The organism is Nocardioides sp. 616, assembly GCF_002930065.1.
Taxonomy (GTDB): Bacteria; Actinomycetota; Actinomycetes; order Propionibacteriales; family Nocardioidaceae; genus Nocardioides; species Nocardioides houyundeii.
In genome coordinates this window covers 340434-361262 of record NZ_POAG01000019.1, presented here as the reverse complement: position 1 = coordinate 361262, position 20829 = coordinate 340434, and the positions used below count along the sequence as shown (strand labels likewise).

18 protein-coding genes are annotated in these 20829 nt (G+C 68.5%); 8 read left to right on the top strand and 10 right to left on the bottom strand.

Annotated elements, in window-relative coordinates; translation table 11 throughout:
* The coding region (locus C5H89_RS12945) for a hypothetical protein (RefSeq protein WP_162799361.1) at positions 1 to 381 on the bottom strand (381 nt) is incomplete at its 3' end.
* 112 nt (positions 382 to 493) lie between these two features.
* The gene (locus C5H89_RS12940; RefSeq protein WP_104107398.1) at positions 494 to 1387 is read right to left on the bottom strand and encodes a DUF3068 domain-containing protein; all 894 of its coding nucleotides are present in this window, start codon (positions 1385 to 1387) and stop codon (positions 494 to 496) included.
* A 123-nt stretch (positions 1388 to 1510) separates the two neighbouring features.
* Here C5H89_RS12940 and C5H89_RS12935 point away from each other — a divergent pair, with 123 nt between their 5' ends.
* Positions 1511 to 2845 carry an acyltransferase gene (locus C5H89_RS12935; RefSeq protein ID WP_104107397.1) on the top strand — a complete coding sequence of 445 codons (1335 nt, stop codon included), beginning with the start codon at positions 1511 to 1513 and terminating at the stop codon, positions 2843 to 2845.
* A gap of 65 nt (positions 2846 to 2910) precedes the next feature.
* Here C5H89_RS12935 and C5H89_RS12930 read toward each other — a convergent pair whose 3' ends face one another.
* Complete coding sequence (locus C5H89_RS12930) at positions 2911 to 3759, bottom strand: 2OG-Fe(II) oxygenase (protein WP_104107396.1); 849 nt, start codon at positions 3757 to 3759, stop codon at positions 2911 to 2913.
* 120 nt (positions 3760 to 3879) lie between these two features.
* Between C5H89_RS12930 and C5H89_RS12925 the strand changes: the two genes are divergently transcribed.
* The 3 genes from C5H89_RS12925 to C5H89_RS12915 are packed head-to-tail and all read left to right on the top strand — an operon-like array spanning position 3880 to position 8503.
* Complete coding sequence (locus C5H89_RS12925) at positions 3880 to 5364, top strand: bifunctional glycosyltransferase/class I SAM-dependent methyltransferase (RefSeq protein WP_205305010.1); 1485 nt, start codon at positions 3880 to 3882, stop codon at positions 5362 to 5364.
* Complete coding sequence (locus C5H89_RS12920) at positions 5361 to 7409, top strand: hypothetical protein (protein ID WP_104107394.1); 2049 nt, start codon at positions 5361 to 5363, stop codon at positions 7407 to 7409. The genes C5H89_RS12925 and C5H89_RS12920 overlap by 4 nt, the downstream gene beginning before the upstream one ends.
* The gene (locus tag C5H89_RS12915) at positions 7409 to 8503 is read left to right on the top strand and encodes a glycosyltransferase family 4 protein (RefSeq protein WP_104107393.1); all 1095 of its coding nucleotides are present in this window, start codon (positions 7409 to 7411) and stop codon (positions 8501 to 8503) included. The genes C5H89_RS12920 and C5H89_RS12915 overlap by 1 nt, the downstream gene beginning before the upstream one ends.
* On the opposite strand, the gene C5H89_RS18955 is transcribed toward C5H89_RS12915, so the two are convergent.
* Together C5H89_RS18955 and C5H89_RS12910 are read right to left on the bottom strand one after the other, a co-directional pair.
* The gene (locus C5H89_RS18955) at positions 8481 to 8627 is read right to left on the bottom strand and encodes a hypothetical protein (RefSeq protein ID WP_162799359.1); all 147 of its coding nucleotides are present in this window, start codon (positions 8625 to 8627) and stop codon (positions 8481 to 8483) included. The genes C5H89_RS12915 and C5H89_RS18955 overlap by 23 nt on opposite strands.
* 38 nt (positions 8628 to 8665) lie before the next feature.
* Positions 8666 to 10375, bottom strand: a complete 1710-nt coding sequence (locus tag C5H89_RS12910; RefSeq protein WP_162799358.1) for a hypothetical protein — start codon at positions 10373 to 10375, stop codon at positions 8666 to 8668.
* A 75-nt stretch (positions 10376 to 10450) separates the two neighbouring features.
* Here C5H89_RS12910 and C5H89_RS12905 point away from each other — a divergent pair, with 75 nt between their 5' ends.
* Both C5H89_RS12905 and C5H89_RS12900 read left to right on the top strand, forming a co-directional pair.
* Complete coding sequence (locus tag C5H89_RS12905) at positions 10451 to 11167, top strand: class I SAM-dependent methyltransferase (protein ID WP_205305009.1); 717 nt, start codon at positions 10451 to 10453, stop codon at positions 11165 to 11167.
* Positions 11168 to 11223: 56 nt separating this feature from the next.
* Complete coding sequence (locus C5H89_RS12900) at positions 11224 to 12480, top strand: polysaccharide biosynthesis protein (protein WP_240181860.1); 1257 nt, start codon at positions 11224 to 11226, stop codon at positions 12478 to 12480.
* 14 nt (positions 12481 to 12494) lie between these two features.
* On the opposite strand, the gene polA is transcribed toward C5H89_RS12900, so the two are convergent.
* Complete coding sequence (polA, locus tag C5H89_RS12895) at positions 12495 to 15167, bottom strand: DNA polymerase I (RefSeq protein WP_104107391.1); 2673 nt, start codon at positions 15165 to 15167, stop codon at positions 12495 to 12497.
* 50 nt (positions 15168 to 15217) lie between these two features.
* On the opposite strand from polA, the gene C5H89_RS12890 reads away from it, so the two are divergent.
* Positions 15218 to 15694, top strand: coding sequence for a hotdog fold thioesterase (locus C5H89_RS12890; RefSeq protein ID WP_104107390.1), 477 nt, complete (start codon positions 15218 to 15220; stop codon positions 15692 to 15694).
* 5 nt (positions 15695 to 15699) lie between these two features.
* On the opposite strand, the gene C5H89_RS12885 is transcribed toward C5H89_RS12890, so the two are convergent.
* On the bottom strand, positions 15700 to 16278 hold the full coding sequence (locus C5H89_RS12885; RefSeq protein ID WP_104107389.1) for a GNAT family N-acetyltransferase: 579 nt from the start codon (positions 16276 to 16278) through the stop codon (positions 15700 to 15702).
* 273 nt (positions 16279 to 16551) lie between these two features.
* On the opposite strand from C5H89_RS12885, the gene C5H89_RS12880 reads away from it, so the two are divergent.
* The gene (locus tag C5H89_RS12880) at positions 16552 to 17910 is read left to right on the top strand and encodes an ABC transporter substrate-binding protein (protein WP_205305007.1); all 1359 of its coding nucleotides are present in this window, start codon (positions 16552 to 16554) and stop codon (positions 17908 to 17910) included.
* A 73-nt stretch (positions 17911 to 17983) separates the two neighbouring features.
* On the opposite strand, the gene C5H89_RS12875 is transcribed toward C5H89_RS12880, so the two are convergent.
* Genes C5H89_RS12875 through C5H89_RS12865 form a run of 3 tightly spaced genes read right to left on the bottom strand, consistent with a single transcriptional unit; the run spans position 17984 to position 20829 of the window.
* Positions 17984 to 18745 (bottom strand): ABC transporter ATP-binding protein, encoded by a 762-nt coding sequence (locus C5H89_RS12875; protein WP_104107387.1) that lies wholly within the window; start codon positions 18743 to 18745, stop codon positions 17984 to 17986.
* On the bottom strand, positions 18738 to 19703 hold the full coding sequence (locus tag C5H89_RS12870) for an ABC transporter ATP-binding protein (RefSeq protein WP_104107386.1): 966 nt from the start codon (positions 19701 to 19703) through the stop codon (positions 18738 to 18740). Before C5H89_RS12870 ends, C5H89_RS12875 begins: the two co-directional genes overlap by 8 nt.
* Complete coding sequence (locus C5H89_RS12865; RefSeq protein WP_205305006.1) at positions 19696 to 20829, bottom strand: branched-chain amino acid ABC transporter permease; 1134 nt, start codon at positions 20827 to 20829, stop codon at positions 19696 to 19698. The genes C5H89_RS12870 and C5H89_RS12865 overlap by 8 nt, the downstream gene beginning before the upstream one ends.

Sequence of the window (20829 nt, the reverse complement as noted above, 5' to 3'; positions counted from 1 at the left end):
CCAGAGCACGGCGCCGGCGCCGGCGCCGAGGAAGAGCACGATCACGGCCGCGGCGGCGGCGGTCCACTGCCCCACTCCCAGCCGACGCATCAGGGGGTAGACCAGGAGCCCGAGGAGCACGTGGAACCCGATGGTGACCAGACCGTAGGGGTAGTACTCGCGCATGCCGAAGAAGTAGAAGAGGACCTTGTAGATCAGCACCACCACGGTGGACCAGTGGTCGTCGTGCGGCGCCAGGAGTCCTACGTTCTCATCGTTGATCGTCCCGCGCAGCAGCAGGAAGTCGTAGTCGTCCCCCCACACGAAGTAGATGTCGGAGTTGAGGAACGCCAGGTAGCCGGCCTGGGCCAGGGCGGCCAGCACCACCAGGGTGGGAGGCACCGCGCCACGACGAAGCCCCCGACGCCTCACCCACCCGATTGCTCGGGCAGGGAGGTGTCGAGGGCTCACTCGCGCCTCCCGCGGAGCGGGGGCGCGATCGATCGTCGTGCTCTCAGGCATTTTCCTTGGCGCGGCTGTTGCGGTAGCCGAGGAAGAGACCCAGGAGCAGCAGCGGCAGTCCCACCACGAGACCGACCAGGGGGACGGTGTCCTTGATGAGCGTCAGGGACGCGACGGTGTCGCTGATCTCCTCGTAGTTGTCCTGCACCTGCTCGTCGGTGAACCCCAGGTCGAGGATGAGGAACGGGTCGCCGTCGGCGGTGTAGCGCTCCTGGTGGTCGACCTGGTTGACGATCTGGCCGGTCAGGGGCTCGATCCAGACCTCCTTGGAGGAGCTGTACGTGCCGGGGGTGTCGGCGGTGACCTCGGCCGGCACGTCGCTCACCTCGATCGTGTACACGTTGACCTCCATGTCCTCCACCATCTCGGTGCGGTCGAAGGTCGCGGTGACCGCGTCACCGACCATCCCGTCCCAGTAGGGGTAGTCGATCTGCTCGGCCTCGAAGGGCCACTTGTTCACGACACCGGCGTGGGCAACGCTTCCGGGCGGGACGTACTTGGGGTCGTTGACCGACTCCCCCGTCTTGCGGTCAGTGGCGAAGTTGTCGGTCTCGGCGCTGATCAGCCGGTCCTCCGAGTCCTGGGCCGACACGCACTGGTCGACCTCGCCCTCGTCCTTGAACAGACACTGTGAGCTTGCGAAGGAGACGACCTTGTCATCCGACAGCTCGCTGTCGGCGTAGGTGATGCTGGTGGCTCGGACCGGGAAGGAGTTGGTGCCGCCCTCACCATCCGCGAGCTCGGCCGTTCCGTCGAGCCGCGTGACGGTCTTCACGTCAAGCGGCGTCTTCATCAGCCTGTCCGGAGCGTAGAACTGCGCCATAATGGCGACGAGGACCAAGAACGCACCGAGTACCGACAAGACAATAGCTGCGCCCTTGCGCATTTCGCACCCTCCATCAATCGTGTGATCTGCGGAACACTAGCAGCACCTACTACCAAGTAGGTGCCATTGACCAGAACCTTTTCGAGGGGTGTCAGGGGCGCGTCAGGGCGCTATCGTTCCGGCATGTCGGAAGCCCTGAGCACGGTCCGCCGCCGTACCGCGATCTACGACGGACTCCGCGGGATCGCGATCGTCCTCATCATTTTCCACCACGGCTGGATGCTGTGGCCGACGGAGGACCTGCACGCCAACCCGGTGACCAACAGCCTGTTCCGGGCGGGGAACTCGGCAGTGTCGATCTTCTTCGTGGTGGGCTTCTTCCTCGCCACGCGCAGCATGCTGAACCGCGCCGGGACAGAGGCCGGCGTCCGTCCGGCGGTCCTGATCATCCGCCGCTACGTCCGGTTCGCCGGCTCCTTGGTGTTCGCCCTGGCTGCCTTGACGGTGATCACCTCCTCGGACGACATCGATGAGTTCACCGACAGCCAGACGCGTCAGTCGTTGTTTCGCATCATGACCTTCACCTGGAACCAGTTCCTCCAGCAGCACGCCTTGGACGCACGCTCGGACCTGGGGCACCTGTGGTACCTGTCGGTCGACTTCCAGGTCTTCGTGTTCGTGGTGCTCCTGGTCTGGCTGCTGCAGCGTCACCGGGCCTGGCTGGTGGTGGCGCTCGGTGGCGTGCTGCTGTTCTGCTTCGCCTGGCGCTACCACGTGTACCAGACCGAGGGCATCTACCAGGCGCTGCTCCGCACCACCGTGCGGATGGACGCACCCCTGATGGGCGCCTTCGCCGCTGCCGCGATGCCCTACCTGGCGCGCCTGCGCTGGAGCAGCTGGATGGGCGCCGCGGCTTTGCTCTCGCTGGTACCCCTGGCCCACCTCAGCGTGGATGACGAGGACTTCTTCCTGGCTCCCGGCGTCGGGGTGAGCATCGCGCTCGCCCTCTTCATGGTGGCCACGTCGCTCGCCGAGCCCCCGGCCTGGCTGACGACGTTCCTGTCCTTCCGCCCGCTCGCCTACCTGGGTGAGCACTCGCTGACCATCTTCATCTGGCACTACCCGATCTTCTGGTTGGTCTCGCGGCACAGCCAGGACTGGACCACCTTCGAGCGCACGGTCACTGGACTCACCCTCGCGCTCGGCCTCGCCTGGATCAGTGACCTGCTCGTCGAGCGCCGGGTGCAGAAGTTCCTGGCCGCCGACTCCTGGCGGGACATGGAGCGTCTCGGTCTCGTCTCGTGGCTGATCTCCCGGGTGCGCAAGGACGCCCGCCAGGACGGGACCAGCACAACCGGCGACAAGGTCGGCAGCGACCCGGGCGTCAACCTGAGCAAGGACGGCGAGAGCAGCGGCCCCGGCCAGGACACCGGCGACGACGCCCGTGCGGACGCGGAGCACGACCACACCGAGGAAGCACCGGTCCAGGGGCAGCGTGGAGCCTCGCACCGCGCCTGAGTCAGGGCAAATGCAACACAGGCGCGCCCCCTCCCCGGGACGCGCCTGTGCGGCTGTGGTGGTGACTACTTCTTGCGGCGCACCCGGTGGAGCTTGGTGAGCAGGGTGTTCACCTTCTCGTCGGAGATGTTGAGTCGACGCTTCAGGCGGTCGTAGGCGTCCAGGGCGTTGCGATCGGCCCAGATGGCAGCCTTCTTGATCGCGCTCTCCTCAGGGCGTGCCTGATAGTTCGTAGAGCGGCGCTCGGGGGCGTCCTCCACGGTGAAGTAGTAGAGCGCCATGGACCGGCGCGCCACGTCCTCGGGGCAGGTGAGCCCGTCCGGGTGACCGTGGAAGCTGTCGAAGGACGTGGTGAAGACGAGCATGCGGTTGCCGGCAGGGGTGACCTTGCCCTGGCATGCGGTCATGTTCTTGTCCCACAGCTCCAGCTTGCCGCCCCACTCGTCCTCCCACTCCTCGTTGAGGTAGAGCAGGATGTTCACCCGACGTGCCCAGTTCTCGTGGACGTGATGGGTGGTGAAGTCGGCGTGCAGGTTGAGGTGTCCCCCACGCAGCGTCTGGTGGAGTCCCCCGCCGTCCATCGACCAGTCGGGGATGAGCCCCTCGATGCCGGTCAGCTCGGTGAGGTAGGCGATGAACTCGTCGGAGCAGAACTGCTCGGCCACCTCCCGCAGGGTGGACCCCCAGGTGTCAGGCTCGGTGTTGGAGTACTTGGTCTCGTTGACGTGCAGGTAGCCCTTCCAGAACTCGTCGTGAATTCCGGGGAACTCCCCTGCCGCCTTCGCGAAGGCCTCAGGCCGCAGCACGTCGTCCAGGACGATGTGTGGGAAGGGCTCCGCCGCGCGGTAGGCGACCGATTTCTCTGCGAGATTCTCGGTCAGCCGGTTAAAGTCGATCAGCTCGTTGTCTCCCATGCGCAAAGATGATGCCACGCCCTGCCGCCGAAGGTAACTACCTAGTAACCTCTGTTTACTCGTCGTGCTAGGAGGCAGCCTCTTCGGGGCTGGGCCGGCGCAGGACCAAGGGAGAAAACGATGCAGAACTCAGCTCTTGCACCACAGCCCGCAGACGGTTCCACCGAGGCACGCACCGAGCCGCGGGTGGGGGTCCTGGTGGTCGCCTACAACGCCGCCGGCACGCTCGTCCAGACTCTGTCCCGACTTCCCCAGACCTTTGCGCGCACCGTCGACCACATCATGGTCTGCGACGACGCCAGCTCGGACAACACCTACGAGATCGGGCTGCGGTTCAAGAACGGCTCGCACCTGCCGCTCACCGTGGTGCGCCACGAGAAGAACCTCGGGTACGGCGGCAACCAGAAGGCCGGCTACCAGTGGGCCATCGAGCACGGTCTCGACATCGTGGTGCTGCTGCACGGGGACGGCCAGTACGCCCCCGAGCACATCGAGGACCTGGTGCAGCCGCTGCTCGACGGCGAGGCCGACGCGGTCTTCGGCTCCCGGATGCTGGAACGCGGGTCCGCGCTGTCGGGAGGGATGCCCCTCTACAAGTACCTGGGCAACAAGGTGCTGACGAAGTTCGAGAACAAGCTGGCCGGCCTCGAGCTCAGCGAGTGGCACAGCGGCTACCGCGCCTACCGCGTCGGCGCCCTCGCCGAGCTGGACCTGTCCTCGTACTCCGACGACTTCGACTTCGACACCGAGATCATCCTCGGGCTGCACGACAAGGGGATGCGCATCAGCGAGGTCCCGATCCCCACGTACTACGGCGACGAGATCTGCTACGTCAACGGCATGAAGTACGCCCGTGACGTCACGCGCGACGTGATCTCCTTCCGGTTGAACAAAATGGGCCTCGGCGACGGTTCGCACGGCCTGGACACCGACGCCTACGACCTCAAGCCGTCCCCGCACTCCTCGCACGGGGTGCTGCTGGACTGGCTGGGGCGCGCCAAGCCCGGTCGCGTGCTGGACGTGGGCTGCTCCGACGGCAAGTTCGCCGCTCTGGTGCGCGCCCACGGGCATCACGTCACCGGCGTGGACCTCGTTCAGCACGAAGGGGTCTCCGAGCGGGTCGACGCCTTCATCCAGGCCGACCTCAACGCCGGCCTGCCGCCGGAGACGGGCGACGGCTACGACCTGATCGTCGCCGGCGACGTGCTCGAGCACGTGATCGACCCCGAGTCGCTCCTCTCCGATCTGCGGGACCGCCTGTCCGAGGGTGGCGAGGTCCTGATCTCCATCCCCAACTTCGGTCACTGGTACCCCCGCGGTCGCACCGCGGTGGGCCGCTTCGACTACGACCAACGCGGTCCCCTGGACCAGGGCCACGTCCGGTTCTTCACCCGCCGCAGCTTCGGCCGCCTGATCGAGGCGTGCGACATGAAGGTCAACGAGATGCGGGCTGTCGGATCGCCGATCGACGTACTGGGTCGAGGCTCGGACAACACTAGGCTGATCCAGGTCGCCGAACGCGCCGCCGTGGTCGATCGAGCGGCCACGAAGGCATGGCCCACGCTCTTCGGGTACCAGTTCCTCTATCGCCTGGAGCGCGCTTGAGTCTGCTTCGCCGAGACCGCAGGCGTTCCCTCGCGTCCGCAATCGGAATCGCGACCGGAAGCGTCGCGTATCTGCTGACCCTGCTCAACTTCAGTCTTGACCCCACCCGGACCGCGAACGCGCTGGGTTATGCCTCGAACTTCTTCGATCTCCAGGCTCGAGCCTTCATCGACGGGGACCTCAACGTCCCGATGGACAGCCTGGGGATCGAGGGGTTCAGGCAGCGGGGCCAGGAGTACATGTACTTCCAGCCGTGGCCCGCCCTGATCCGGGTGCCGGTGATGCTGACCACCAACGAGTTCGACGGTGAGCTGACCCTCCTGTTCATGGGCCTGGCCTACATCCTGCTCGCGGTGATGCTCGCCAAGCTGGTGTGGCTGGTCCGCGACATGGTGATGGAGCCCGACCTGCCCGTGGGCCGGTTCGAGGCCTTCTCCCTGACCATCCTCCTGGCGTGCCTGCTCGCCGGCACCACGCTGACCTACAACGCGTCGTTGCCGTGGGTCTACCACGAGGTCTACGCCTGGGCGATCCCGATGAGCGTGGGCGCCATGTACTGGATGCTGCGCTCGGTGCGGGACCCGCAGTTCCCCAACATCGCCTGGATGGGTGCCTTCTGCCTGGGCGCCGTGTGCACCCGGACCACCGGCGGCTGGGCGATGTGCCTGGGCGCGATGGCGGTCGGCGCCTGGCTGGTCCTCGACCGCGAACACCCGGAGCGCCGCCGGTTCGCCTGGGCCGCGGTGGCGGCGGGTGCCGGACCCGTGCTGGTGGGCGCCATCATCAACTACGCCAAGTTCCGGCACCCCTACATGTTCCCCCTCGAGGACCAGGTGTGGTCCCAGCTGAACGAGCACCGGCGCCGGGCCCTGGAGGTGAACGGCGGGACCATCACCGGACTGCAGTTCTTCTGGACCTCCTTCGTGGCCTACTTCCGTCTCGACGGTGTCCGATTCGTCGACTACTTCCCCTTCATCACGGTGCCTGCCACGCCCGCGGAGGGCATCGACGGAGCCTTCCTCGACCAGAGCTACCGCACGGGCAGCGTCAGCGCCTTCATGCCCTGGCTGCTCCTGCTCACCGTCGCCTCGAGCCTGATGCTCTTCCGTCGCCGGATCCCGCGCGAGCACAAGATGCTACGGATCCCGCTGGTCGCCGGTGTCATGGTCTCGGGGGGTGTGATGGCCTACGGGTACATCGCGACCAGGTACACCTGTGACTTCATTCCCGGGGTGATGATGGGCGGGATCATCGCCACCTGCTTGATCAACGCGTGGCTGATCAAGCACCGCTCGCTGCTGATGGTGCCCTTCATCGGGGTGGCCGCCATCGCCACGACCTTCTCCATCGTCGCCAACATGCTCATCGGGCACACCGCGGCGGCCAACACTGCGGGCGGCGAGACCCTCGCGCACTACCTCGATCGCCAGAACGCGCTGACCCCGTCGGCCCAGAGCAAGCTGATTCACCAGTACCCCTCCCGCCCGGCGTTCGGCTCGGGCAAGACCGACGACATTGCCATCGTCGGCGACTGCGAGGCCGTCTACTTCAACACCGGCGACCGGTACGTTCCCTGGACCCTGGTGGAGCGCCGCAACGACACCGTGGTAGCCACGATCAAGCCCATCGAGCGGGCCCGCCGCGGCCGTCTGCTGCTCTACGAGACCCTCATCACCCCACCGCACCGGGTCTGGCTCATCACCGACACCAAGGGCCGCGCCCGCGTGCTGATCGAGAACGAGACCGGTGAGTACGCCGGCCAGTGGTTCGACGTGCTGCCGCCGTACAAGGTCCGGATCGGCATCCGGGACATCCCGGAGTGGGAGTACGCCGAGGTGACCTCGACCCCCGGCGGCTGGGTGGGGTACATCAGGGCCGCGCAGTGGGATCGGGAGGCGATCACCCACGCGGTGGACATCGTGACCCAGGCGCAGAACACCTGGGAGGCCCGTACCGCCGGGGTGACCTTCGCTATCGAGCCGGGTCTCCCTCTCCCGCTCTGCTCCAAGCTGGCCAAGACCGCCGGCATCGACATCGCCGACTGATGCGCTTCGTCTTCCTCTCCTGGCGCGACTCCACCCACCCCGACGGCGGAGGGTCGGAGGTGTTCGTGGAGCGCGTCGCGCAGGAGCTGGCTGCCCGGGGGCACCAGGTGACGATCCGCTGCGCGCAGCACGGCGCAGCACCCACCCGGGAATGGCTGGGTGGCGTGCTGATCCGTCGTGCCGGAGGGCGCCTGGGGGTGTATCCCCGTGCCCTGCTCTGGCTGCTGGGCCCCGGCCGGAGGTACGACGGTGTCGTGGACGTGATCAACGGTCTGCCGTTCGCCGCCCCTCTGGTACGACGTCGCGGGGTCACCGCTCTGGTGCACCACCTGCACCGCGAGCAGTGGCAGATCATCTACCCCGGCTGGACCGGGAGCCTGGGCTGGTTCGTGGAGAGCCGCATCGTCCCTCGCCTGTACCGGCGGCTGCCCTTCGTGACCGTGTCCGAGGCCAGCCGGCACGACCTCATCGCCCTCGGCCTGCCCGAGCAGTCCGTGACGGTGGCTCGCAACGGGCTGGACGTCACCCGGAGCAAGGCTCAGGAGGCGCCCACGCCCACGCTCGCCGTGTGCGCGCGGCTGGTGCCGCACAAGCAGATCGAGCACGCCTTCGTCGTGCTGGCCACGTTGTCACGGGAGCTTCCTGACCTCCGTCTCGACGTCGTCGGGGACGGCTGGTGGCGTGATCGTCTGGAGACCGAGGCCGAGCGCCTCGGCGTCCGCGACCGGGTCACCTTCCACGGGCACGTCAGCGAGTCCGAGAGGGATCGGCTCCTGGCCGAGGCCTGGGTGCACCTGCTGCCCTCGGTCAAGGAGGGGTGGGGGCTCTCCATCATGGAGGCGGCAGCCCAGCAGACGCCGACGATCGCCTACCTGAGCGCCGGCGGCGTCAACGAGTCGGTGCAGGACGGGTCCACCGGTCTGCTCGTGGCTGACCTGGACGGCATGACCAGGGCTTCGCGCCGTCTTTTGGTGGGACATGCAGAACGCGCCCGACTCGGCAGACAGGCTGCCGAGCGAGCGCGTTGCTTCACCTGGGGCGCAACCGCCGATCAGGTGGAGAAGATCATGATCAGCGGCGGTCGCCGTAGTTGAGAACCGGCTCCTCGGCCGGGTTCTCAGCCGGGGGCTGCGTCTGGGACCACACCAGGCCGATGATGGACAAGATACCGAGCAGCGCGCCTGCGATCACAGGGCCCAGCCAGCTGAAGAACGTCACGTTGATTTCCCTCCCTAGGTATCCGGACCGTATCAGTCTTACCTGTTCCGCGTCCGGAATGTCGCGAAGACGAGACCAACTGATGCCAGTAGCGCCGTCAGGAACGTGATGAGCGTAGCGAACCACACCATCTCTTGCCTACTTACTGGTACGGATGGTGGACGCGCCGTCGCTCCCGGCACCCGGTAGAGCGCGACGGAGTCGTCCTCATACTCCTCCTCGAGCCCCGATAGGTCTAGTCCGGCAGACTCCGGATCGTCTTGCTGGACCAGCACCCAGCCGACTCCCCGCGCGGCGAGGACGTCGGCGGGCCGGCCCTCGGCCAGAGCTCGAGCCGTCTCCGCGGCCGCCGCGTTCTCGCCGGAGACGACGGTGTCCCCGACCTGCAGGGAGTCCTCGGCGATGACCGAGCAGTCGAACATCCGCACTGCCAGGTCCGACGAGGTGTCTCCCGATCCCCAGGGGTAGAGGCGGTAGGACCGCCACGGGAGGCTGACCATCCGGCAGCCCGGTTCCCGATCCTGGGCCGCCACGATGTCCGCCGCCCGCGCGAACCCCGGCGGGACGGCCACCGGCGTCACGGTCGGCCACGTCACCGTGGTCGCGTCCGGCAAGAGCACCACCGGCAGGAACAGGCCCCCCACCAGCACCGTGCCGGCCAGGCCGTCGCGGTCCGCAACCGCGGCCGAGAGACGGCCCACCGCGGCTCCGCCGGAGACCACGACGAAGAGCACGAAGGGGGCCAGGAACTTCTGGGAGTCCCTGAGCAGTCCAGCACCCGGCACCGACTCCACCATCAGCTGGACCAGCGCCGCCCCACCCGGGAGCGAGGACAGGCTCGCCAGCCCCAGCCCCACCCCCGCCGCGACCGCCGCACCCGTCAGCGTCCGGGACGGGCAGACCCTACGCAGCGCCGCCCAGCCGAAGGTGCACGCGAGGATGGTGACCGCGAGCGCGAGCCACGACCAGACCGCCTCCCGGGAGGCGGGCACGCTTCTCCCGTCCCAGATGCCGCCCAGGCCCAGGAGCGCCCCGACACCGTGACCGACCCCGTCGCCACGCGCGGCGAACGCGGTCACACCATCGGGGTCCGAGGTCAGCCCTGCGGCGCCTACCGCGCCCGCCACCACCCAGGGGAGCTGGAGCACCAGCACGACGCCGGTCGCCAGCCATCCTCGCGCACTCCGCCCGAGGGTCGTCGCGGCGACCACGAGGACTGCCAGGAGGCCGCCGGTCGGCGTGAGCGACCCCAGGGCGGCCACCAGCACCAGGCGGGAGAAGTTGGCGAGGCCCCACTCCCGGCGCAGCCGCACGGTGGCGGCCAGCACGAACGGAAGAGCAGCGTAGCCGCCGATCAGGGCCCACTGCCCCAACGACAGCCGCTCCACCGTCCACGGGTTCCACACCGCGAAGCCCCCGGCAGCCAGGCGAGCCGCCATCCCGTGCTGGGCCAGCAACCGGTGCGCACCCCAGCCCGCGAGCGCGAGGAGCCCCGGCACCAGGACCCGGGCGAGCACCTCGCCGCCGACCGCCTGGCTGAGCACCGAGACGACCGCATCCAGGGGCACGGCGCGAGGAGCCGCGTCGCCCAGACCGATCGAGGCGTCGGTGAACGGCTGGCGCGGCACGAAGACGAGGTCGCGCGCCAACGGCAACCCGCGTCCCGACAGCAGTGGCCAGCACAGCACGACACTGAGAAGGAGGGGCCACGCGTCGAGCACCACAGCGCGCGCGGACGGTCTTCTCATCTGCTGGCCTCCTCCCCTGCGCCGCAGGACCGGCCCAGCCTAGGGTGACTCCCGCCGCCGCACCCGAGGAGCCCCATGCACCGACCGACGTACACCTTCGCGGAGGTGTGGGAGATCGCCGACGGCATCCCCGGGTGGCTCACCCGCGCCCAGGCCCGGGCCCTGTGGGACAGAACCGCGTGCCTGCGGCCGGGCTCGGTGGTGCTGGAGATCGGGAGCCACCAGGGCCGGTCGGCGGTCGTCCTGGCCGCGGCGCTGCCTGAGGGTTCGCGCCTCGTGGCCGTCGATCCGTACGGGGCCGGCTGGAAGTACGGGCAGTCCGACACCGAGCAGCAGTTCCGCGACAACCTCGAGCGTGCCGGGGTCACTGGAAAAGTCGAGGTCCGTGTCGCCACCTCGGCACAGGTGCTCGGCTCCTGGCACGAGCCGCTGGCGCTGGTGTACGTGGACGGCAAGCACGACTACTGGTCCGTCCTGCACGACCTGGGCTGGTCGCGACACCTTCCCGTCGGCGGGCACCTGCTGGTCCACGACTCGTTCTCCTCCATCGGAGTCACCCTTGGCGTGCTGCGACACGGGTGGGGGCGAGGAGCCTCCCTGCGCTACCGCGGGCGCACCGGGTCCCTGGCCGACTTCGAAACAGGTCCGGTGTCGCTGCGTGACCGGATGTCGCTCCTCACGCCCCTGCCCTGGTGGTGCCGCAACGTCGTGGTCAAGGTGCTGCTGAGACTCAGGCTGCGCCGTGCGGCGGCCGGGCTCTTCGGGCACACCGACTCCGCGGACCCCTTCTGAACCGAATGTGAACCACCCTGCCGCGCGCGCCGCGTACCCCGTAGGCTCCCGCCGTGATGCAGATGAGGGACAAGCTCGGGAACCTGATGCGCACCGGCGCAGGGATCGCTGTCGCCATGGGTGTCATGAACGTGGCCACCTACGGCTACACCATGATCGCGGCCAAGATGCTCGGCCCGCAGGCCTACGGTCGCTTCATCGCCACCATGGCGGTGCTCCTGGTGGTCAGCGTCGTGTCCCTGGGGCTCCAGACCACGGCCGCCCGACGCATCTCCGCAGACCCGGCGCACGTCGGGCAGATCCAGGCTGACATCCTCCGGTTCACCCTGCGCGCCTCCCTCATCCTGGGCGCGGTGCTGCTGGTCCTCTCCCCGGTCGTCAACGCCGTCCTCAAGCTCGACAACCTGATGATGGCCGCGCTCATCGGACCGGCCGCGGTGCCACTGACCATGATGGGCGGGCAGGCCGGCACCCTGCAGGGCGAACGGAAGTGGCTGCCGCTGGGCGTCCTCTACATCTCCGCCGGGGTGCCGCGGCTGCTGGTCGGGACCGCGATGCTGCTCTGGGAGCCCAGCGAGCTCGTGGCCTTCCTGGCCGTGATCCTGGGATCCGTCGCTCCGGTGGTCGTGGGGTGGTGGGCGCTGCGCCCGGTCCGTGAGCCGGAAGTCTCCACGGAGCTGCCGCAGGGGCGGCAGATCGCCAAGGAGATCTTCCACAACTCCCAGGCTCTCCTCGCCTTCTTCGCTCTCTCCAACGTGGACATCGTGGTGGCGCGCAACGTGCTCAGCGAGCACGACGCGGGTCTCTACGCAGGTGGTCTGATCCTGGCCAAGGCGATGCTGTTCCTGCCCCAGTTCGTCGTGGTGGTCGCCTTCCCTGCCATGGCCTCGGCCCACGAGCGCCGGCGCGCCCTGGGACGAAGCCTCGCCCTGGTCTCGGCCTTGGGGCTCGTCGGCACCGGCACGGTCGCCCTGCTGTCCCCTCTGGCGATGGTCTTCGTCGGCGGGGAGGACTTCGCGGAGATCCAGGGGAGGCTCTGGCTGTTCGCAATCCTGGGGACCGCGATGTCCATGCTCCAGCTGGTGGTCTACTCGGTCATCGCCCGGCAGGGACAGCGGTCGGTCTACTTGGTCTGGGCCGCGCTGGCCGCCGTGGTGCTCGGGGGCCTGATGGTCGGGTCGATCACGTCGCTGCTCGTCTGGGTGGTCCTGGTGGACCTCGCCCTGCTGGCGGCCCTGCTGGCCATCAGCTTCCTGCTGGTCTCCGACGACGCCCTGACCGAACCCCAGGACGTCTCCCAGCACCCGGTCTGAGTCACGCTCGGGCCCTAGTGGGCAGCCTCGTGCCAGCTGCGCCCGGTGCCCAGCGAGACGTCGAGCGGGACGCTGAGGTCGGCGGCGCGGCCCATCTCCGACCTGACCAGGGTCGACAGCGACTCCGTCTCGCCCGGCGCGACCTCGAACACCAGCTCGTCGTGGACCTGGAGCAGCATCCGGGAGCGCAGGCCCTGCTCCGACATCGCATGGTGGACCCGGTGCATCGCGACCTTGACCAGGTCAGCGGCAGAGCCCTGGATCGGAGCGTTCAGCGCCATCCGCTCTGCCATCTCGCGCCGCTGGCGGTTGTCGCTGGTCAGGTCGGGCAGGTAGCGCCGACGCCCCATGATGGTCTCGGTGAAGCCGGACTTGCGCGCCTCGTCGACGATTCCCCCGAGGTAGTCCCGGACTCCTCCGAAGGTCTCGAAGTAATCGTCCATCAGCAGCCGCGCCTCGGACGGCTCGATCTTCAGCTGCTGGGCCAGTCCGTACGCCGACAGGCCGTAGGCGAGGCCGTAGTTCATCGCCTTGATCTTCGCGCGCATCTCGGGCGTCACGTCCTCCGGGGCGACCTCGAAGACCCGGGAGGCGGTGGTGGCGTGGAAGTCCTGACCTGAGCGGAACGCCTCGGTCAGCAGCTCGTCGGCGGAGAGGTGGGCCATGATCCGCATCTCGATCTGGCTGTAGTCGGCCGTCAGCAGCGTCTCGTAGCCGGGTCCGACGACGAACCCCTCGCGGATCCTGCGGCCCTCCTCGGTCCGCACCGGGATGTTCTGCAGGTTGGGGTCGGTGCTGGACAAGCGCCCCGTGGCGGCGATGATCTGGTTGAACGTGGTGTGGATGCGACCGTCCGGGGAGACGGTCTTGAGCAGCCCCTCCACGGTCTGGCGCAACCGGCTCACGTCCCGGTGACGCAGCAGGGCCAGCAGGAAGGGGTGCTCGGTCTTGACGAAGAGCTGCTGCAGGGCGTCGGCGTCGGTGGTGTAGCCGGTCTTGGTGCGCTTGGTCTTGGGCATCCCCAGCTCGTCGAAGAGAACGACCTGGAGCTGCTTGGGCGAGCCCAGGTTCATCTCCTTGCCGATCACCCCGAAGGCCTCCTCGGCGGCCTTCTTCACCTCGCCGGCGAACTCGCTCTCCAGCGCCTCGAGGTGCTCCAGGTCCACCCCGATGCCGGTCTGCTCCATCCCCGCGAGGATGTGCACCAGCGGCAGCTCGACGTCGGCGAGCAGCCGGGTCCCGCCGTGCTCCTCCACCGCATCCTCGAGCGCGGCGGCCAGGTCGACGATGGCTCGGGCCCGCAGCATCGCCAGGTCCGCGACGGCCTCGTCCTGGTCGAACAGCAGCGCCTGGCCGTCATCCACCTCCTCCTTCAGCTCCCGGCGCAGGTATCGCAGGGTGAGGTCCGCCAGGTCGTAGGAGCGCTGGTCGGGCCGGACCAGGTACGCCGCCAAGGCGGTGTCGCTGCGGAGACCGTCCAGTGTCCATCCGTGGGCGGCCAGCGCCAGGATCGGTCCCTTGGCGTCGTGCATCACCTTGGGCCGGTCGGCGTCGGCCAGCCAGGTCGCCAGGGCCGCGTCGTCCTCGGGGCTGAGCTGCTCGACGTCGACGTACGCCGCGTCCCCCTGCGCGTCGGAGAACGCCAGCCCCTCGACCCGTCCCGTCCCGGCCCCCCAGGACCCGCGCACGTGCAGCCCGACCACGGCGCTGGCGCGCTGCTGCAGCCACTGAGGCAGGGCGCCGGGCGCGAGCACGGTGCCGGCCACCTCGAACCCCTCCCCCTCCACGTCCTCCTCTGAGGTCAGCGACTCGAAGAGCCGGTCACGCAGGACCCGGAACTCGAGTCCGTCGAAGAGCGTGTGCACCTCCTGGCGGTCCCAGGGCTGGCGCAGCATGTCATCCGGGGAGAGGTCCAGGGCGAGGTCACAGACCAGGGCGTTGAGGTGCCGGTTGCGGATGACGTCGCCGAGATGGGCGCGCAGGTTGTCCCCGGCCTTGCCCTTGATCTGGTCGGCCCTGGCGATCACGTTGTCCAGGCCGTCGTACTCGTTGATCCACTTGGCCGCGGTCTTGGGGCCCACACCGGGCACGCCCGGCAGGTTGTCGGAGTCCTCCCCGACGAGGGCCGCGATCTCGGGGTAGCGGTGCGGGGGCACGCCGTACTTGGCCTCCACCGCCTCGGGCGTCATCCGCGCCAGCTCGGAGACCCCGCGCATGGGGTAGAGCACCGTGGAGGTCTCCCCCACCAGCTGGAGCGAGTCCCGGTCACCGGTGAGGATCAGCACCTCCATCCCCTGGGCGACGGCCTGGGTGGTGAGGGTGGCGATGATGTCGTCGGCCTCGAAGCCGTCGAGCTCCACGTGGGGGATGTGGAGGGCGTCGAGGACCTCTTGGATCAGCGGCAGCTGGCTCTTGAACTCGTCCGGGGTCTTGTTGCGCTTGGCCTTGTACTCCGGGTACTCCTCGAGGCGGAACGTCTGCCGTGAGCGGTCGAAGGCGACCCCGACGTGGGTCGGCTCCTCGTCGCGCATGACGTTGATCAGCATCGAGGTGAACCCGTACACCGCGTTGGTGTGCTGACCGGTGCTGGTGGAGAAGTTGTCCACCGGGAGCGCGAAGAACGCCCGATAGGCCAGGGAGTGGCCGTCGAGCAGGAGGAGACGAGGGCGGGAGGGCGTCGCAGTCACGACTCGACCCTATCCGGGCGCGCCGACAGGCCGTCAGCCACAATGCGCCCATGACCCAGGACCACGATCCGGCAGCCACGGCAGCCGCACCGACCCCCGCCCAGGACGACCCCGCGAACACCAAGCTGCTGGAGATGATGCGCGCCCAGATGGGCGCGCTCAACACCAAGATGGGGGTCCAGCTCCTTGAGGTCTCGGCCCAGCGAGTGGTCGCCACGATGCCCGTCGAGGGCAACACCCAGCCCTACGGTCTGCTGCACGGAGGCGCCTCGGTGGTCCTGGCAGAGTCGCTCGGCTCGATGGGCGCCGCGGTGCACGCGCACCCCGACCGGATCCCGGTCGGCGTGGACATCAACGCCACCCACCACCGCTCCGCGCGCAGCGGGACGGTGACCGGTGTGGCCACCGCGATCCACCTCGGACGCACCTCGGCCGCCTACGAGATCGTGATCAGCGACGAGCAGGGTCGGCGACTGTGCACCTCCCGGATCACCTGTGCGCTGATCCCGGCTGACCGCGGCGCCTGACCCCCTCAGGAGGAGACGCGGTCGCCCCGTCTGACCCTGCGGGCTGCCAGCACCTTGTCGATGTGGCGGTTGCTGGACTGGGCGACCCGGCTGCGCGCGGGACGGAGCATGTTGAGGCGCTGACGCACCGTGTGCGTCGGAGCGACCCGCAGCACGGCGAGCGGCCCCATGGCGAGCCGGGCGAAGAACCGGTTGGAGTCCCGCGAGGACGATGTCGCGGCGGTGGCCACGTAGGCCACCCCGCGCTCTTCGGCGAACGCGACCGCAGCCTCCATCAGGGCGGCCCCGACCCCACGGCGGCGATAGTCGGGGAGCACGTGCGGGGAGAGCGCGTGGACCACCGGCTCCAGGTTGAGCGGCGAAATGCTGGTCAGGCTCAGGTGCACGGCGCCGGCGACCTCGCCGTCGTACTCGGCCACCAGGAGTCGCTGGTTGTCAGAGGCCGCCGCGGACTGGATCACCGAGAGCAGATCAGCCGCCTGCTCCGCAGGCGTCGCCCGCCGTAGGACGTCGGCCCACAGCTCGAGCAGAGCCTCCAGGTCCTGTGGCAGGGCAGCCCTCAGGGTGACAGCGGCACGACCCATGTCCAGACCTCCGAGCACGACGAGATGTGGTGCCTTTTCGCCCCCGATCTGCACCGCCGGCCAGACTACGCCTTCGGTGGCTGCTTGGGCAGAGGGAGTCTGTACGGGGCTCCCCGGGGCTGTCCGGCAACCGGACACGACATAACGGTTCGCTAACGACACGTCTCGCGGGGATCACGCCACGTCCTGACCCCCCTACCTTGACAGGGCTGAGGCCCAACCCTCGGGGGCGGGGCGCGAGGTGACGAAACCCCACTACGAAAGGTTCACCACGTGAATCGATCCACATCAGCCTCCTGGCTCAAGGTGATGGCTGGCGCTGCCACGCTGTCGCTCGCGCTCACCGCCTGCGGCAGCGAATCCGACACGGAGGCGAACGAGGACCCCACGGACTCCGCCTCGGCCTCGGAAAGCACTGACGCTGCCGCGTTCACCAACGACGAGTGCGGCACCGACACGACCTCCAAGGACACCTTCAAGGTCGGTGGCATCCTGCCGCTCACCGGCAACCTGGCCTACCTCGGCCCGCCCGAGATCTCCGGGGTCGGTCTCGCGGTCTCCGAGATCAACGCGGCCGGCGGCGTCAACGGCGTCGAGGCGTGCCACATGATCGAGGACTCCGGCGACTCCACCGACATGTCGGTCTCGACCGCCGCAGCCGGCAACATGGTGGCGGCCAAGCCGTCCGTGGTGATCGGCGCCGCGTCGTCCAGCGTCTCGCTGAACTTCGTCGACACCCTCACCGACAACAAGATCGTGCAGATCTCCCCCGCCAACACCGCGGTGGACCTGAGCGGCTACTCCGACTACTTCTTCCGCACCGCGCCGCCGGACGGCATCCAGGGCAACGCGCTCGGCACCCTGATCGCCACCGACGGCTACAAGAAGATCGCCTTCCTGGTGTTCAACGACACCTACGGCACCGGTCTGCGCAACGCCACCCAGGCAGCCATCGAGAGCGCGGGCGGCGAGGTCGTGTACGGCGGGAAGGGCGACGGCGACGAGTTCCCCGCCGGCCAGACCACGTTCTCGGCCGAGGTCACCGCGGCCCTGAACAGCTCGCCCGACGCCATCGTCATCCTGGCGTTCGACGAGACCAAGGCCATCGTGCCCGAGCTCGCCTCGCAGGGTTGGGACATGCAGAAGACCTACTTCAGCGACGGCAACACCGCCGACTACGGCGCTGACTTCGAGGCCGGCACGCTCGAGGGTGCCCAGGGCACCATCCCGGGTGCCGACCCCGACGCGGTCCCGGGCTTCAAGGACAACCTCATCGGCTGGTACGACTCCGCCGAGGGCGAGACCCTGAAGGACTTCGCCTACGGCCCCGAGTCCTACGACGCGGTCATGCTGGCGGCCCTGGCGGCCGTCAGGGGTGGCGACACCACCTCGGTGACCATCCAGAAGAACCTGGCAGCGGTCTCCGGCGCCGAGAAGGGTGCCGAGGAGTGCGCCACGTTCACCGAGTGCGTGGAGCTGCTCGAGGCGGACAAGGAGATCCGGTACACCGGCCCGTCCGGCATCGGCCCGATCAACGCCCAGAACGACCCCTCCTCCGCGTTCGTCGGCATCTACACCTTCAACGCCGACAACAAGAACGAGCTGACCGGCTCGGTCGAGGGCAAGAGCTGATCCTGGCTCGAGTCAACTGAAGAAGCCCCCCGGACCTCACGGTCCGGGGGGCTTCTTCTCGTCAGGTCCCGCCTCAGGCGCTCTCGGACTTCACGTCCGCGGCCAGCGTGCCGAGGTAGAGCTCGATCACCTTCGGGTCGTTGGCCAGCTCCCGACCGGTGCCGGTGTAGGCGTCCCGACCCTGGTCCAGCACGTAGCCGCGGTCGCAGATCTGCAGGCAGCGGCGCGCGTTCTGCTCCACCATCACCACGCAGACCCCGGTCTTGTTGATCATCCGGGTGCGCAGGAAGGTCTCATCCTGGCGCACCGGCGAGAGCCCGGCGGAGGGCTCGTCGAGCAGCAGCACCGCGGGCTCCATCATCAGGGCCCTGGCCATGGCGAGGGACTGGCGCTCGCCGCCGGACAGCGCACCGGCGCTCTGGTTGCGCCGTTCGTGCAGCACCGGGAAGAGGTCCCACATGGCCTGCAGGCGCTGCCCCACCTTCTTGGGGCGCAGGAAGAGACCCATCCGCAGGTTCTCCTCGATGGAGAGGCTCGGGAACACGTTGTTGGTCTGGGGCACGAAGCCCACGCCCATCTCCACCAGGCGGTTGGTCCGCTTGTTGGTGATGTCCTCGCCGTGCAGCCGCACCGCACCCTCGTGCACGTTGACCAGCCCGAACATCGCCTTGAGCAGGGTCGACTTGCCGGCACCGTTGGGGCCGATGATGCCGATCATCTCGCCGGGGTAGGCGGTCAGGCTGCAGCCGTTGAGGATGTTGACGCCTGGCAGGTAACCGGCCACGACGTTCTCGGCCTCCACGACGGGCACGGCACTGGGAGCGATCTCAGTCATGGGCCTTGTCCTCGTCCTTCACTGCCTGCGCCAGCTCGGTCATGGTCTCGTCGGTGAGGAGCGAGTCGTCTCCCAGGTCGGTGTCGTGGTGGGCACCCAGGTAGGCGTCGATGACGGCCGGGTTGCTCATCACCACGTCGGCCGCGCCCTCGGCGACGATCTTGCCCTCAGCCATCACGATCACCCAGTCGGAGATGTGGCGGACCATGTGCATGTCGTGCTCGACGAACAACACGGTCATGCCCTCGTCCCGCAGGCTCTGGATGTGGGCCAGCAGCGACTGGGTCAGGGCCGGGTTCACCCCGGCCATCGGCTCGTCCAGCATGATCATCGTCGGGTCGCTCATCAGCGCCCGAGCCATCTCCAGCAGCTTGCGCTGCCCGCCGGACAGGCTGCCGGCGAAGTCGTCCTTCTTGTCCAGCAGCTTGAAGCGCTGCAGCAGGTCCTTGGCCTTGGCCTCGATCTCCCGCTCCTGGCCGCTCCACAGCGGCTTGAGCAGGGACTTGAAGAGGTTCTCCCCGGCCTGGTCTCGTGCACCCAGCATCATGTTGTCCAGGACGGTCATCCGGTTCAGCGCCTTGGTCAGCTGGAAGGTGCGGACCATGCCCGAGCGCGCCACCGTGGAGGCCGAGGTCTTGTCGAGCGACTTGCCCTCGAACTCCCAGTGGGCGCCGCTGCCGGCCGACGTGGGCTTGTCGAAGCCGGTGATCAGGTTGAAGAACGTCGTCTTGCCCGCCCCGTTGGGCCCGATCAGCGCCGTGATCACGCCGCGCTGGACCTCGAGGTGTCCGACGTCCACCGCGGTCATGCCGCCGAAGGCGCGCACGATGTTGTCGACCTTCAAGATGGCGTCCGGCTTGGCCGAGCCCGGAACCGCCTCGACGCCGGCCATCAGCTCTCGTCGCGACGCCGGGTCAGCGGAGTCGAAGTCCCGGGGGCGCACCTGTGCCTCAGACATTGAACCGCAGCTCCCTCTTGTCGCCGAGAATCCCTTGTGGTCGGAAGATCACCAGCAGCATCAGGGCGACGCCGACGACGATCCAGGAGAACTGCTCGGTCTGCTGGCTGCTCATCACCTCGGGCGGCATGACAGCCCCCGCCGTGCCCTTGATGAAGATGCGCGTCATGAAGAAGAGGATCGATCCCAGGACCGGTCCGAAGATGGTGGCGGCTCCGCCGAGCAGCAGGGCGGTCCAGGCGAAGAAGGTCAGCGCCCGGCCCATCGAGTCGGGCTGCACCGAGGACGGCAGGACGTAGACCATGCCGCCGAGCGCGCCCAGCGCGCCGCCGATGACCAGGGCCTGCATCTTCACCGAGAAGGCGTTCTTGCCCAGGCTGAGGATCGCGGCCTCGTCCTCCCGGATCCCACGCAGCAGCCGACCCCAGGGGCTGCGGGCGAGCAGGAAGATCAGGCCCACGCACAGCGCCACCAGCGACCAGGCGACGAAGCGCACCCACCAGCCGTTGACTCCGGTCATCTGGTAGTCGAGGAAGAAGAAGCTCTTCTCCCCCGAGCCGAAGAAGGAGAGGTCGGTGAACGGGTCACGGTACGACTTGCCCTGGATGCCCTGTGCGGCGCCGGTGAAGTCCGTCAACAGCGACGAGCGGCCGACGTACCGGATGATCTCGGCGGCCGAGATCGTCACGATGGCCAGGTAGTCCCCGCGCAGCCGCAGTGTGGGCAGGCCCAGGATCAGGGAGAAGACCACGGAGGCGCCCAGGCCGATGAGCACGGCGAGCACGATCGGCACGTCGGCCTTCAGCGAGATGGTGAAGCCGTAGGCACCGATGAGCATGAAGCCGGCCTGGCCGATGTTGAGCAGGCCGGTGAAGCCGAAGTGCACGTTGAGCCCGATGACGGCGATGGCGACCGCGGCCGTCTGCGGCGAGATCGCCTCCCGCGCCATGCCGCGGGCGATGCTGCCTGCGGTGCCGGGCACCAGCTCGCCGATGAGGATCAGCAGCGCCATGCCGGCCACCAGCCCTACGGCGATGTAGAGGGCGCGCCGGGCGGGACCGGCCTGCGGCCGTGCTTCCTGGATGGACTGAGCCTCCACGGACTCTGAGCCTGCGTCGATGGTCAT

What these genes read in the sequence shown, in the direction of transcription:
- C5H89_RS12940 (WP_104107398.1), bottom strand. Translation starts at nt 1,387, where the DNA reads ATGCGCAAGGGCGCAGCTATTGTCTTGTCGGTACTCGGTGCGTTCTTG.
- C5H89_RS12935 (WP_104107397.1), top strand. Translation starts at nt 1,511, where the DNA reads ATGTCGGAAGCCCTGAGCACGGTCCGCCGCCGTACCGCGATCTACGAC.
- C5H89_RS12930 (WP_104107396.1), bottom strand. Translation starts at nt 3,759, where the DNA reads ATGGGAGACAACGAGCTGATCGACTTTAACCGGCTGACCGAGAATCTC.
- C5H89_RS12925 (WP_205305010.1), top strand. Translation starts at nt 3,880, where the DNA reads ATGCAGAACTCAGCTCTTGCACCACAGCCCGCAGACGGTTCCACCGAG.
- C5H89_RS12915 (WP_104107393.1), top strand. Translation starts at nt 7,409, where the DNA reads ATGCGCTTCGTCTTCCTCTCCTGGCGCGACTCCACCCACCCCGACGGC.
- C5H89_RS12910 (WP_162799358.1), bottom strand. Translation starts at nt 10,375, where the DNA reads ATGAGAAGACCGTCCGCGCGCGCTGTGGTGCTCGACGCGTGGCCCCTC.
- C5H89_RS12905 (WP_205305009.1), top strand. Translation starts at nt 10,451, where the DNA reads ATGCACCGACCGACGTACACCTTCGCGGAGGTGTGGGAGATCGCCGAC.
- C5H89_RS12900 (WP_240181860.1), top strand. Translation starts at nt 11,224, where the DNA reads ATGCAGATGAGGGACAAGCTCGGGAACCTGATGCGCACCGGCGCAGGG.
- C5H89_RS12890 (WP_104107390.1), top strand. Translation starts at nt 15,218, where the DNA reads ATGACCCAGGACCACGATCCGGCAGCCACGGCAGCCGCACCGACCCCC.
- C5H89_RS12885 (WP_104107389.1), bottom strand. Translation starts at nt 16,278, where the DNA reads ATGGGTCGTGCCGCTGTCACCCTGAGGGCTGCCCTGCCACAGGACCTG.
- C5H89_RS12875 (WP_104107387.1), bottom strand. Translation starts at nt 18,745, where the DNA reads ATGACTGAGATCGCTCCCAGTGCCGTGCCCGTCGTGGAGGCCGAGAAC.
- C5H89_RS12870 (WP_104107386.1), bottom strand. Translation starts at nt 19,703, where the DNA reads ATGTCTGAGGCACAGGTGCGCCCCCGGGACTTCGACTCCGCTGACCCG.
- C5H89_RS12865 (WP_205305006.1), bottom strand. Translation starts at nt 20,829, where the DNA reads ATGACCATCGACGCAGGCTCAGAGTCCGTGGAGGCTCAGTCCATCCAG.